This window comes from Allofranklinella schreckenbergeri, assembly GCF_003703475.1.
In the GTDB taxonomy this organism is placed as follows: domain Bacteria; phylum Pseudomonadota; class Gammaproteobacteria; order Burkholderiales; family Burkholderiaceae_C; genus Lampropedia; species Lampropedia schreckenbergeri.
Genome location: NZ_RDQM01000005.1, coordinates 1 through 13393, shown reverse-complemented (window position 1 = coordinate 13393; position 13393 = coordinate 1). Strand labels below are relative to the sequence as shown.

At 62.6% G+C, this 13393-nt stretch carries 10 protein-coding genes; 3 read left to right on the top strand and 7 right to left on the bottom strand.

Translation table 11 applies throughout. The features are described 5' to 3' along the window. Positions 1 to 13: 13 nt before the first annotated feature. Together yaaA and EBQ26_RS04790 are read right to left on the bottom strand one after the other, a co-directional pair. A complete protein-coding gene (gene yaaA, locus EBQ26_RS04795; protein WP_122237900.1) occupies positions 14 to 832 on the bottom strand; it encodes a peroxide stress protein YaaA in 819 nt (272 codons plus the stop codon). A gap of 382 nt (positions 833 to 1214) precedes the next feature. Continuing rightward, positions 1215 to 3638, bottom strand: coding sequence for a sensor domain-containing protein (locus EBQ26_RS04790; protein WP_122237899.1), 2424 nt, complete (start codon positions 3636 to 3638; stop codon positions 1215 to 1217). An 843-nt stretch (positions 3639 to 4481) separates the two neighbouring features. On the opposite strand from EBQ26_RS04790, the gene EBQ26_RS04785 reads away from it, so the two are divergent. After that, the gene (locus tag EBQ26_RS04785) at positions 4482 to 7553 is read left to right on the top strand and encodes an Rne/Rng family ribonuclease (RefSeq protein WP_122237898.1); all 3072 of its coding nucleotides are present in this window, start codon (positions 4482 to 4484) and stop codon (positions 7551 to 7553) included. A 267-nt stretch (positions 7554 to 7820) separates the two neighbouring features. Here EBQ26_RS04785 and EBQ26_RS04780 read toward each other — a convergent pair whose 3' ends face one another. From EBQ26_RS04780 to EBQ26_RS04765, 4 genes are all read right to left on the bottom strand, one after another. Further along, positions 7821 to 8642: a SapC family protein gene (locus EBQ26_RS04780; protein ID WP_122237897.1), complete on the bottom strand. Its 822-nt coding sequence runs from the start codon at positions 8640 to 8642 to the stop codon at positions 7821 to 7823. Positions 8643 to 8934: 292 nt separating this feature from the next. Beyond that, complete coding sequence (locus EBQ26_RS04775) at positions 8935 to 10122, bottom strand: deoxyguanosinetriphosphate triphosphohydrolase (RefSeq protein WP_122237896.1); 1188 nt, start codon at positions 10120 to 10122, stop codon at positions 8935 to 8937. Positions 10123 to 10373: 251 nt separating this feature from the next. Continuing rightward, a complete protein-coding gene (gene aroB / locus EBQ26_RS04770; protein WP_122237895.1) occupies positions 10374 to 11498 on the bottom strand; it encodes a 3-dehydroquinate synthase in 1125 nt (374 codons plus the stop codon). A 66-nt stretch (positions 11499 to 11564) separates the two neighbouring features. Next, positions 11565 to 12137 carry a shikimate kinase gene (locus tag EBQ26_RS04765; RefSeq protein ID WP_124779759.1) on the bottom strand — a complete coding sequence of 191 codons (573 nt, stop codon included), beginning with the start codon at positions 12135 to 12137 and terminating at the stop codon, positions 11565 to 11567. Positions 12138 to 12352: 215 nt separating this feature from the next. Here EBQ26_RS04765 and EBQ26_RS04760 point away from each other — a divergent pair, with 215 nt between their 5' ends. Both EBQ26_RS04760 and EBQ26_RS04755 read left to right on the top strand, forming a co-directional pair. Then, positions 12353 to 12517 (top strand): DUF1328 domain-containing protein, encoded by a 165-nt coding sequence (locus EBQ26_RS04760; RefSeq protein WP_122237893.1) that lies wholly within the window; start codon positions 12353 to 12355, stop codon positions 12515 to 12517. 75 nt (positions 12518 to 12592) lie between these two features. Next, complete coding sequence (locus tag EBQ26_RS04755; RefSeq protein ID WP_122237892.1) at positions 12593 to 13045, top strand: hypothetical protein; 453 nt, start codon at positions 12593 to 12595, stop codon at positions 13043 to 13045. Between the two features lie 249 nt (positions 13046 to 13294). Here the strand turns inward: EBQ26_RS04755 and EBQ26_RS04750 are convergent, their stop codons facing one another. Further along, complete coding sequence (locus EBQ26_RS04750) at positions 13295 to 13390, bottom strand: integrase core domain-containing protein (protein WP_238944160.1); 96 nt, start codon at positions 13388 to 13390, stop codon at positions 13295 to 13297. Positions 13391 to 13393 lie beyond the last annotated feature (3 nt).

Below are 13393 nucleotides of genomic sequence, written 5' to 3'. Positions count from 1 at the left end.
CGCCCCCACGCTTTCACGCCGCGCGCGGGCGGTCGGCTTCGCGGCGGCGGAAAACGAGTTTGTCGGCGCTCGAGAGGGCGTCGTCGAATACGTAGCCCTCGCGGTCGAAGCCGCGCAAATCCTCGGGGCGCTGCACGCGCGTTTCGATGGCGTAGCGGGCCATGAGGCCGCGGGCGCGCTTGGCCAGGAAGCTGATGATTTTGTATTGGCCGGCTTTTTCATCCTGAAATACGCACTCGATCACGCGCGCGCTCACGCGGCGGGTGTCCACCGCTTTGAAGTATTCGTTGGAGGCGAGGTTGACGATGATGGGCGTCTGGTGCGCGCTCAGGCGCGTGTTCAGATACTGGGCCAGCGGCTCGGCCCAGAATTGGTAGAGGTTTTCCGCCACGGGCGCATCGGCCTTTTCCGCCAGCGGCACGGGCAGGCGCGTGCCCATTTCCAGCCGGTAGGGTTGCAGCAGATCCAGCGGGCGCAGCGCACCGTATAGGCCACTGAGGATGAGCAGATGCTCTTGCGCCCAGGTCCAATCTTGCGCGCTGAGGCTGGCCGCTTGCAGCCCTTCGTACACGTCGCCATTGAAGGCCAGCGCGGCTTGGCGCGCCTGCTCGGGGGCGGGCGTTTCGCTCCAGGCGCGGTGGCGCTGGACGTTGAGTTCGGCCAGTTTGGCGCTGATGGACATGAGGGAGCAGAGTTCCGCAGCGCTTTTCTGGCGCAACTGCGCAATCACCAGGCGCGATTGGGCGGTGAAGATCGGCTCGCTGGTGGGCAGCTCGGGGGCAATGGGGCTGTCGTAATCGAGTGATTTGGCGGGCGAGAGCAGAAACAGCATGGGGGTTCTCCTGTCCTGGCCGGAAAAGGGTTTTATTTACAAATCAAAGAGAAATAAAATTACCTTGTTTCGGCAAGTTGGTATTGAAATGGTTTTTCGTTTGAATTGGGTTTAGAGCGTGTTATGCACTTTGCGCACCCCCGCGCTGGCCCCAAAACCGTGTAATCGCAAGGCGGCGCGCGCCGCCAAGGCTGGCTGCCTTGGCAAGCGGGCCAACGCGGCGAGTGCATGGTTTTGGGGCCAGCCCGAAGGGAGAGCGCCCCGGCATGCGCATTGCGGCGTTGCCGTCCCCTTGCAGCGCAGCCAGGCTGCGGCGGGGACGGCGCCTTGCACTGCACACGCCGGGGCGCTCTCGCGGGGGGCGAAAAGTGCATAACACGCTCTAAAGCTGCATCTGGCCCCAGCGGTCGGGGCGGGCCAGCCATTGGGCAAAAGCGTCGGGCACCAGGGGCGGGGCGAACAGGTAGCCCTGCGCTTGCGAGACGCCAATATCGAGCAAGAGCTGGCGTTGCGCCGGGGTTTCCACGCCTTCGGCGATCAGCCCCAGGCCCAGGTTTTGGGTGATGGAGGCCACGGCCTGGCAGATCACGACGTCCGAGCGGTCGCCGGGCACGCCTTGCAGGAATTCGCGCGAGAGTTTGAGCTTTTGCACGGGCAGGCGGCGCAGGTAGTTCAGCGCGCTGTAGCCCTCGCCAAAGTCGTCGATGGAGAGGGTGATGCCCAGCTCGCGCAGGCGGGCGACGGTGCGGGCGGTGAGCGGGTCGTCCTCAATCAGCACGCGTTCGGTGAATTCCAGCTCCAGGGCTTTGCTGTCCAGATCGGCTGAGCGCAGGGCGTCGGCGACGACAAAGGCCAGGTCTTCAGTGAGGAATTGGCGGTAGGAGACGTTGACGGAGATGGGCACCGTCGTCAGCCCCATCTCGCGCCAGCGCTGCACTTGCAGACAGGCTTCGCGCAGCGCCCAGGAGCCGATGCGGATGATTTCGCCGCAGCTTTCGGCGTGCTCGATAAAAGCTTTGGGCGGCACCATGCCCAGGACTTTGCTGTGCCAGCGCATCAGCGCTTCGGCGCCCACGAGGTGGCCGGTGCGCAAATCCACTTGCGGTTGGTAGAACAGGCGCAGCTCGTTTTCATCAATTGCCCGGCGCAGCAGGATGTCGAATTGCAGTTTTTCACGCTGGCGGCGCGCCAGATCCTGGCTGTAGAACTGCCAGCTATTGCCCACGCGGCGTTTGCATTCGTACATGGCGGCATCGGCGTTCTGGATGAGAGTGGAGGCATCTTTGCCATCTTGCGGCGCGCGGGCAATGCCGATGCTGGCGCATACGTTCAAACTGGTGTGCCCGATTTGAAAGGGCAGGCTCATCAGTCCCAGGATGCGTTCGGCCACGAAGGCGGGAGTCTGGTGCTCGTGCTCAGGGCAGAGCATGAGAAATTCGTCCCCGCCCATGCGGGCGCAACGCCCGCCCTCCGGGGTGGCCTGGCGCAAGCGGCGTGCAGCTTCTTGCAGCACGCGATCGCCCACGTCGTGGCCGAGGGCGTCGTTGATGAGTTTGAAGCGATCTAAATCAATGTAGAGCACCGCCACATCTGGGGCGTCGCGCTCCGTGTAGTTTTTCAGCTTGAGCAAAATCGCATCGCGGTTGAGCAAGCCGGTGAGCGTGTCGGTGCGGCTTTTCTGGTGCAGATACGCTTGTGTGCGCTTTTCGCGGCTGATGTCCTCCAGCGTGCCACTGATGCGGCTGGATAGAGGGTCCAGATGGTCTGGCTCGCCCCGCACGCGCAACCACCGCAGTGGCACGCCCGGCAAGCTCAATTCCACGGAAAAGGAGGAGCGCTCACTCAGGGCCTTTTGCACCGCCAGTCCCAGGCGGGCCGCATTCACAGGGGAAAAACAAGCCAGAAAGTCTTGCAAAGAGGTAGGCTGGGCCTCCAGGCCCAAGATGCGCAAGGCCCCCTCAGTCATATGGCAGTAGTTGTTGCTGCACTCCCAGGCGCCCATGGCAGAGAGCGCTTGCAAGCGGTTGAACATGCTCTCATCGCGGCGCTGCCGGGTCACATCGTCCAGCAGCGTCAGCACCTGCTCGTGCGCGCCGCCAGGTACATAGGTCAGCGGAATGGCCATGACTTTCAACCAGCGAAAGTATTGGTCTTCTTCGCGGTACAGCCCCATGATGCCTTGCTTGACACTTCCCGTGCGCAGCGCCTGCATCGTAGGCGTTTCCTCCAGTGGCAACGGCGCGCCTTGCTCATCCACGTATCGCCAAGCTTGCGAGTACAAACCATCGCGCCATTGCAGCCCTTCAGGAGGGTGGTTGAGAATACACAGCGCCGCCTGGTTGATATACACCAAGTGCCCCTCGGTATCGTGCATCATCACCCCTTGATCCACCGTCTGCAGAACATCTACACCGCCTGAATCGCACAGGCACCGGATCGTCATGAGAATTTGCTGGCTGTGCTGGATGCCCACTCCTTCCAGCACCACAGGCATAGGCCGCCCGCCGACGCGCAATTGCGCAGTGGCAGCGTAATACCGCTGCCCTTGATCCACCGCCGCTCGCAAGGCCTGCACATGCCTTGGCCAGTCATCGATAAAGTCGCTCAGCTTGCGCGCAAATGCTTGTCGCGCCGTGCAAGAGAACAATTGCAACGCGCTGGGGTTGAGATCCAGCAAGGTGCCCTCGCGGTTGAGCAAACACACTGCAATGGGCTGGCTGCTTGAGATGTGGTGCCAGCCATCACCGTGCCGCAAACCCGCGTGCGGCAACGATGTATGGCCAAAATCCGACACAGGGCCCGTCATGGTGGAGCACAAAACCGAAGAGGATGAGAAAAAGGAACCGGCGGTCGCAGCCCTGCGCGCCCCTATAATCGCTCTGCCTTATTGCAGGATAGGAAGGTTGCGAAACAAGCGGAGTGAGTTTAGTGCAATCCGTTCGCGGTTTTTCCCGTCTCTGGGGGCGCCTTGGTTGCCGCTTTCTCCCCGCATGTCACAAGCCCCGCGAGCCTTCTTCAAAAGGGGCGCTGTGCAGAGGCTGTCGGCCCATCCAGACGTCACGAGGCAAGCCACGCGCCCAAGCCCCATTGCCAACGCCCAAAGGACAGAACAACTGCGGCGTCGCATGGTCAGCTTGTGCAGATCGAACACAGCAGAAAGCCATTTTTTCCAGGTGGTCAGCCGCAGCGCCAGTGCGCAACACGAATGCCTGGCCCGCCTGAAGGACGTTTAGCGAACCATGTCGCTGGTATTGTGGATTTTGGCAGGGGCCGTATGGTTGGCGCTGTTTTTGCGCCCGCACCGCCCGTCGCGGCCTGTGCCAGAGCAAGGGCCACGCGCTTGCGCTTGGTCACAAGCCCCAATCCATCGCCTGTTGCCACTGCCGTTGTCACAGCCCGCTGCTGGCACAGCCTTCGCCCTTATCCCCGTACAAGCGCCGCCTTTGGCGCACGTTTGCTCAACCGACTGAGCGCTGTTTGCGCCATGGATGGGGCCGTGTACATGCTTTTCTGTCTGCCATTTGATCTGCCTGGGCTTTCTTTCGAGCGCCCGCCCTTGATGAGTTGATGGGGGAAGGCTGCTCACATTGGAATATGTGCCGCTCTGGCCCGAGCCAGAGCGGCTACAGATTAGAAAAGGAACCCCTCCATGAAGAGGATGCTGATCAACGCCACGCAGCAAGAAGAACGCCGCCTGGCCATTGTTGACGGACAAAAACTGCTCAATTACGAAATCGAGATCGAAGGCCGCGAGCAGCGCAAGGGCAATATCTACAAGGCCATCGTCACCCGCATTGAGCCTAGTTTGGAGGCCTGCTTCGTCGATTACGGCGAGGAGCGCCACGGCTTTTTGCCTTTCAAGGAAATCTCCCGCCAGTACTTTGCCGAAGGCGTGAGTGCCAGCCAGGCGCGCATCAACGAGGTGATCCGCGAAGGCCAGGAACTGCTGGTACAGGTCGAGAAGGAAGAGCGCGGCAACAAGGGCGCGGCGCTGACCACCTTCATCAGCCTGGCCGGGCGCTACGTGGTGCTGATGCCCAACAACCCGCGTGGCGGTGGGGTGTCGCGCCGCATCGAGGGCAGCGAGCGCAGCGAGCTGAAAGAGGCCATGGACCAGCTCGAATACCCCAAAGGTATGTCCATCATCGCGCGCACCGCTGGCATTGGTCGAAGCGCTGAAGAGCTGCAATGGGACTTGAATTTCCTGCTCAAGGTCTGGAGCGCCATTGAAGAGGCCGCCGACGGCCTGCGCAAGCCTGAACTGATTTATCAGGAATCCAGCTTGGTCATCCGCGCTATGCGCGATTACTTTCACAGCGACATCGGTGAAATCCTCATCGACACCGACGATATTTACGAGCAGGCCCGTCAGTTCATGGGCTATGTCATGCCCGAGAACGCCGCGCGGGTCAAACGCTACCGCGATCCGGCGGCGTTGTTCTCGCGCTTTCAGATCGAGCACCAGATCGAATCGGCCTACGCGCGCACCGTGCAACTGCCCTCGGGTGGCGCCATCGTCATCGATCAGACCGAGGCGCTGGTGGCCATCGACGTGAACTCTGCGCGCGCCATCAAGGGCGGCGACATTGAGGAAACGGCCACTCGCACCAACCTGGAGGCTGCCGACGAAGTGGCGCGCCAGATGCGTCTGCGTGACCTGGGCGGCCTGGTGGTGATCGACTTCATCGACATGGAGGACAGCAAGAACCGCCGTGAAGTCGAAAACCGCTTGCGTGATGCGCTGCGCCAGGACCGCGCGCGCGTGCAGTTCGGCTCCATCAGCAAATTCGGCCTGCTGGAGATGAGCCGCCAGCGCCTCAAACCCTCGCTCAGCGAAGGCACCTCCATCCCCTGCCCGCGCTGCGGCGGCACCGGCCATGTGCGCGACATCGAAAGCTCGGCGCTGCAAATCCTGCGCGTCATCCAGGAAGAATCCATGAAGGACAACACCGCCGCCGTGCACTGCCAGGTGCCGGTGGAGGTCGCCAGCTTCCTGCTCAACGAAAAGCGCACCGAAGTCACGAAAATTGAAATTCAGCAGCGCGTCAACGTGCAAATCGTCGCCAACAAGACGCTGGAGACGCCCAACTATCGGCTCGAGCGCCTCAAGGCCGACGACAGCCGCCTGGACAACCCCGAAGTCAGCTACAAGCTGGCCGAGGAAATCGAAGACCCGCTGGCCACTTCGCGCCGCTCCAAGGAGCCGACCAACCGCCAAACCCCGCTCATCAAAGGCGTGTTGCCCGATGCTCCACCGCCCGTGCCCAAACCCGAAGCGAGCGCCAGCGTTGGCGGCGATGCCAAGCGCTTCTTTGTCAACCTGCTGGATCGGCTGAAGGCCCTGCTGGGCCTCACCCCCGCTGCGCCCGATGCACAGGCGGCCCAAGCGCCCGCCGACAAAACCGACAGCCGCGAGCGCCAGCGCGGCAACAAAGCACCGTCCGAGCGCCGCAGCTCTGACCGCAGCCGTCGGGGTAACGGTCAAAACCGCTCCCGTCAAGAGGGCGAAGAAGCGCGCAGCGAACGCCGTAGCGAGCGCAATGAGCGCACAGAACGTGAACGCCCGGAGCGCGAGCGCAGCACCGAACGCGCTGAACGCCAACCGCGCACAGACCGCCGAGCCGAACAGCCGCGTGGCAATGAGCGCGCGGAGCGCCCTGTGCAAGAGCGTGAAGCGCTGCGCCATGAGCGTGCGCGCAACCGACGCCCAGGGCAGGAGGAAGCGCTTGAAAACAGCGCTTCGGAACGTCGGCCTGCACGTGAAGCGCGCGAAACGCGTGACGCCCCTCGCCCACCGCGCGCCAACGAGGCCGATATCCGCGCACAGGAATCCGTACAGGCGCTGGCGACCGATACGGCAACCGACGCGCTGGAGCATGCCGATACACCGCTGCCAGCCAGCGAAGGGCGGCTTGAAGATGCCCCCGCTGATCGTGCCGAGCGCACCGAGCGCCGCTCGCGCGACCGCTACGGGCGAGACCGTCGCCGCCAAAACCGTGAGGAGCGCGAAAGCCGCGCACCCAGTGACGCGGACGCCATGCTGGCGCAACAGCAAGAAACCTCTGCCGAGGCAGCGCCAGACCTCCAGGACGAGCCACCCCGCCGTCGCAGCTATTTCGCGCGCCCCGCTGCGCCGGAGCAGATGGCAGCAGACAGTGCCGAAGCAAAAGCTGAAGCCATAGCCGAGCCAACCGCGCCGTCTGCCGCGCCTGTCGTGGCAGTGGAAGAAGTCGCGGCACCGGCCCCGGCGCAGCCGACAGCCGAACCCGCGCCGGTGCCTGCGCCCATGCCGGTGTTGGCAGCGGTTGCCGAACAAGCCGCCGAGCATGGCACCGACTCGCCGGACATCGCAGCGCCCGCCCGCCAGGCGCAAATTGCCCCAGAGGCCACGGAGCCGCCAGCTGCTGCGCCCGCAGTTACAGTTGCTGCCCCAGTCGCAGAGCCTGCCCTTGCGGAAGCGGCGCAACCCGTGCTGGCCCCGCAACCGTTCACGCTGGACATCGCCATGCTGGAAGCCGTCGTGGCCCAGGCCGGCCTGCAATGGGTGCATTCCGATGCCGCCAAAGTGGCCCAGGCCCAAGCGGCAATCGCCGCCGCGCCCAAGCCCGTGCACGTCCCGCGTGAGCGCCCCCCGCTGCCCCAGCAGGACAGCACGCCATTAATGCTGGTGGAAACACGCAAAGACCTGCGCCAAACCACCTATCCGTTTGACCAGCGCTGAGCCGCCTGGAACGGATCCGAGCAACGCCACCTAGGCCGCTCCTGAGCGGGGCGCCGCTTTGCATGTGGCTCGGCGGGGCGAGCGCCTTCTCTCGCTCTCTTTTTGAGGGCTGCGCAAAACAAAAGGAGGTAGCACAGCTACCTCCTTTTGTTGGGTTTTCTCCTTGGTTGGGCCTTCTTGGCGCGCAGTCAGCCAATTTCAGGCTGCGTCCTCAAGAGGGGACTGGACTGCCTTGCGCCAAGACGGATAGGCTCCAACGGGGGGGCCTCAATGGCCGACTTTGGTCCAGTCCACCCCTTCAAAGCTGATGGAGCCTTCGCCATCGTTGAGGTGGGCGGTGCGGCGGGCTTCCAGCGCCGCTGCGGCGTGGGAACCTTTGGGCGCGGTCAAAACGCCATCGCGCAGATTGGTCAGGGACAGCAAATGGGCATACGCCAATGCCAGCGCGCCCGAATCGCGCAGTTGCGCCAGTTTGTCCGCCTCCAACTGGCCCAGCGCTTTGACATCGACCAGGCGGAAGCCTTGCAGCACCGTTTGCTTGTCATCGGCTTGCTTGGGCTGTACGCGCAGGCCGTCTTCAACCAAAACCCCCGCTGCATCCAGTTGCGCCACCAGTGTTTGCGTGTAGTCGAAGTCTTTTTGCAGGTTGAGCAAGATTTCCTGCACCTGTTGCAGCATTGGCGCGGCTTCGCCCTCATCCGTGAACAGCGGTGCGCCGTCGGGGAAATTCATGTGGGGCGCGTCCTGATCGAACTGCATGACGAAATGGCGCTCGCCATTGCCGTTGCCATTGGGCGCCTCGGAAAGAATGAATGGGTAGCGGCGCACGTGTGCGGGCACGTAGCGGCCCAGCCAGTGCCCGGATGGGGCGACGTAGGCATTCACGCCTTGATCCACGCCTGTCAAGGCATAAACATTGGTTTGCCCCGCCAGCGAAAAAACGATGGTGTATTCGCGCGCAACCACGAAGGCTTCGGAAGCCACAATGGGAATCAGCATTTCGCTGTCGGCAAAGTGGTAGGGCTGCGAAGGGGTGAAGCGCAATTGGCGATGTTGCTGTGTGTTCAGCACCGCGAGATTCTTGAACATGAAAAGACCTTGCAAAAAAAGAAGCGGCAACCCGCAGGCTGCCCCACAACACGCAAAGCGGCAGCCTGGTTAGGCATTGCACCTGGCCCGCCTTGCGTACGCAGGGCCGATTCGCCCTGCCAGTGCGATCGATCATACCCGCTTGCCAGAAGCGGTTTGGGCGCGGCCGCAAAGTCTTGGCGCGGGCGGGGAGGCATGTTTAAATTTGCCAATCAAATGTAAATTCAATTTCAATATGGTGTTGCCAAAATATGGCAATTTGTTTTCCTAATGATTTGAAAAATAAGGATTATTAAGGCTCTTGCATGATGCGATAGCCGGTGATTTGGGCGTGCTCGGCCAGGGCGTAGCGGTCGGTCATGCCGGCGATGAAGTCGGCCACTACGCGGGCTTGCTCGGCAGCGGCGCTGGCCTGGTGGGCGCGCTGGGCGAATTCGGGCTGCATGCGCTGGGGTGTCTGCTGGTAGGTGGCGAATAAATCGGTGATGACTTGCTGCGCGCGTTGCGTGGTTTGCATGACCTGCGGGTGGCGGTAGAGCTTGGCAAACAGGGTTTGCTTGAGCAGCACGGCTTGCTGCTGCATGGGGGCGCTGAAGCGCACCAGCGGCGGCAGTTGGCGCACGGCGTCGGCGCTGGCGGGTTGGTGCTCGGCCAGGTGGGCGGCAGTGGTGTCGATGACGTCGTAAATCTGCGCGCTGAGCATGCGGCGGATGGTTTCGTACAGCCAGCGCTTGGGCTGCGCGCGCAGCGCGGGGTGTTCGCGCACGGCGGCTTGGTGGTGCTGGGCAAACAGGGCCACGTCTTGCAATTGCTCGGCGCGCAGCAGGCCGGAGCGGATGCCGTCGTCGATGTCGTGTGCGTTGTAGGCGATGGAGTCGGCCAGGTTGGCCAGTTGCGCTTCCAGGCTGGGGCTGGGCCAGGCGCGGTCGAGAAAGCGCCGGGCAATGCCGCCTGGCTCGCGCGCTTCGATGGCGCGGGCGTTGGTTTGAGAGCAGTGTTTGAGGATGCCTTCGCGGGTTTCAAAGCAGAGGTTGAGGCCGTCAAAGGCGGGGTAGCGTTGCTCCAGCACATCCACCACGCGCAGGCTTTGCAGGTTGTGCTCGAAGCCGCCGAATTCGCGCATGCAGGCGTGCAGCGCGTCCTGCCCGGCGTGGCCAAAGGGGGTGTGGCCCAGGTCGTGGGCCAGGGCGATGGCTTCGACCAGGTCCTCATCCAGCCCCAGCGGGCGGGCGATGGAGCGGGCTACTTGCGCTACTTCCAGCGAGTGCGTCAGCCGCGTGCGGAACATGTCGCCTTCGTGGTTGAGAAAGACCTGCGTTTTGTAAACCAGGCGGCGAAAGGCGGAGGAGTGCACGATGCGGTCGCGGTCGCGCTGGAAGTCGCTGCGGGTGGGCGCGGCCGCTTCCGCTACGCGCCGCCCGCGGGTGTGCGCTGGCTGGCTGGCGTAGGGCGCATGCCGGGGGGCGGGGAGGGCGTGCATGGCGGTGAAGTCGGGTGAAGAGGGTTTTTATTGCAAATCAACAGAAATAAAATGCCCTTGTTTTGGCTATATGGACATAGAGTGATTTTTCCTTTGATTGGATTATCGCGGGCGGGGAGGGCCGGGCGTTGGTTCGGGTTTTCGCCCAGGCTTGTTTGCTGGTGCGCTGCATTTGCCCGCTCATGCTGCGGCTGCGTGTGTTGCGCCAATGGTTGAACAGGCGCTCCAAGGCATGGCGCTGCAAGGTATGGTTAAAGGGCAATGGCATCGCCCAGCAGGGCCAGCACGGTCGCGTCATCCACCTTTTGGGTGATGGCTTTGCCCGGCCGCTCCAGCACCACAAAGCGCATGGCGTTGCCTTGGGCTTTTTTGTCCACGCGCATCCATTCCAGATAGCGCTGGCCGTTGGCGGCTGCATCGGCGGCCAGCGCGGGAGCTTGCACCGGCAGCTTGGCTTGTTGCAACAAGGCGCGCAGGCGGGCAGCGAAATCGGCATCGACGGCCAGGCCCAGGCGCTGCGAGAGCGCGGTGGCCAGCACCATTCCGGCCGCCACGGCATGGCCGTGCAGCCACGCGCCATAGCCCATGCCCGCCTCAATGGCGTGGCCAAAGGTGTGGCCGAAGTTGAGGATTTCGCGCAGGCCGGCTTCTTTCTCGTCGGCGCTGACCACGGCGGCTTTGATCTCGCAACTGCGGGTGACGGCGTGGCGCAGGGCATCGGCCTCGCGCGCCATCAGGGCGGGCATGTGCGCCTCCAGCCAGTCGAAAAAGGCCATGTCGTCAATCGGGCCGTATTTGATGACTTCGGCCAGCCCCGCGCTGAACTCGGCCGCAGGCAGGCTGGCCAGGCTGTCCAGATCGCACACCACCAGTTGCGGCTGGTGGAATGCGCCAATCATGTTCTTGCCCAGCGGGTGGTTGATGGCCGTCTTGCCGCCCACCGAAGAATCGACCTGCGCCAGCAAGGTGGTGGGCACTTGCACAAACGCCACGCCGCGCATGTAGCAGGCGGCGGCAAAGCCCGTCATATCGCCCACCACGCCGCCGCCCAGCGCATACAGCACGCAGCGGCGATCGGCGCCGTTTTGCAGCAGTGCGTCAAAAATGCGTTGCAGGTGGAGCCAGTCCTTATGCGCTTCGCCATCGGGCAGTACCACGTGCTCCACCTTGGCGTAATGCGGCGCCAGGCGCTCGCGCAAGGCGGGGCCGAACAGGGGCCACACCGTTTCGTTGCTGACGATCAGCGCGCTGGTGCCCGCTGGAAAAAGCGCCTCGGCCTGCTGCCACAAGGCCTGGCCCTGGCCGATGAGAATGGGGTAGGAACGATCACCCAAGGCGATATCGACACGGTTGAGAGAGGCGATGGAGCTGGACATGGCGGGGTTTCTCGGAGGTGGTGGAAAGAAAGAAAACGGCCAGGCGGCCGAGGTTGCTCAACAGGCTCAATCGGCGCGCGCCGTTGTGGGGGCGGCTGGGGCTGTGCGCGGTGGGGGCTTGGGCACGCCGCGCTGGGCCAGCGCCTGCACAATCGCCTGCAAGGTGGCGCGCGTGCCAGCATCCACTTGCACCTGGAAATCTGCCGTATCCAAATACAGCGCGTGGCGCGCCGCATGCAGCTCGCGCAGCTTGGCCAGCGGATCGGCCACTTGCAGCAGCGGCCGCGTGCGGTCGTTGCGCACCCGGCGCAGCAGCGTTTCCAAACGGGCGGTGAGGTAAATCACATGGCAATGCTGGCGCAATTGCGCGCGGTTTTCGGGCCGCAACACAATGCCGCCGCCCGTCGAAAGCACAAACGGCTCGGGCCGCGCCAGTTGCTCGGCCAGCAAACGCGCCTCCACATCCCGGAATGCGGCCTCGCCCATGCGCTCGAAATATTCGCTGATGCGGCAGCCAATCGCGCTCTCAATCACCTGATCCAGATCCACAAACCCCAGCGCATAACTGCTCGCGAGCTTGCGGCCCAACGTCGTCTTGCCAATGGCGGGCATGCCAATAAGCGCGATCTTCAATTGCATGGGTGGTGTGCTTTCCCGGCAGGCGCCGCATGAGTAACAGGGCGGGGAGTATAAAAGCCGGGGCCAGAGCTCCATAAGGCATGCACAAGCGCTGTTTATATGTCGTTTGACAATGTTTTTATATTTGTTATTTTAAAAGATCATAAAAGCCCATCAACGTCGAGCTTTCGCCTATCGCAATACGCTCGACCAACTTTCAAAAAGGAGAACGGTCTATGCTTCGCTACGCTGTCATTTTCTTCATCATTGCGCTCATTGCAGGCGTGCTCGGATTCAGCGGTGTGGCCGCTGGTGCGGCGGGAATCGCCAAAATCCTGTTCTGGGTCTTTATCATTTTTGCGGTCGTCAGCTTTGTGATGAACCAAATGCGCAAAAAATAGTCCAGCCAGCTTGGCTGTGTGCCATGCTTGGCGCCAGCCCTTTAAGCGCTTTTACAAACACTGAAAGGAAACCCCATGCCAACCAACGATTTTGAAAAAGACAAAGCCCAAGCCGCCGTGCAAACCATCCGCCAGGCCGCCGACAAAGGGCTGGAAAAAGTGGAAGAAGGCGTCGATAAAGCCGCCAACATCGCCCACGACGTCACCGACAAAGCCCTGGACGGGGCCGAACACGCCCTGCGCCAAACCCGCCGCGCCGTCAATGCTGGCGTGGATCAGGCTCAGGAAGGCCTGCAACGCTTGGGTGAATACGCCGACCCCCGCATCGACGCGTTGGCCTGCAAAGCGCTGGATATCGCCACCCACAGCATCCACCTCATGGCCGACACCACCGAACGCGCCAGCCTGCGCGCGCAAAGATGCTCCGACGCAGCCCAGCGCTACGTGCAACAGCAACCCGGCAAAGCCCTGCTCATGGCCGCTGCTGCTGGCGCGATCTTGACGGCCTTGTTGACTAAGCGCCGTTAAGCGCAGAATCTCTGCTATGAATAAAAAACGGCCATGCGGTTTTTGCATGGCCGTTTTTGTTTTTGGAATTCTGCATTTGGATGCCTTACACCAACAGGATTCTTGTTACGCCGCGCCACCGATGGCTTGAGCCTCGTCGTTAAAGACCTCGGCTTGGTGTGATGCCCTCGTGCGCACCGAATGCGGGCGGGGTGCATGGCCCCCACAACTTTGCATTTATGTGTATTGACCCAGCAGAACCTGCACAGGTCAGGCCGCTAAAGCATAAGCCTCAGCGGGCGTCTTCATGCCCAGCGCCTGGTGAGGACGCTGGTGGTTGTAAAAGCCGATCCAATCGCCGATCACGCG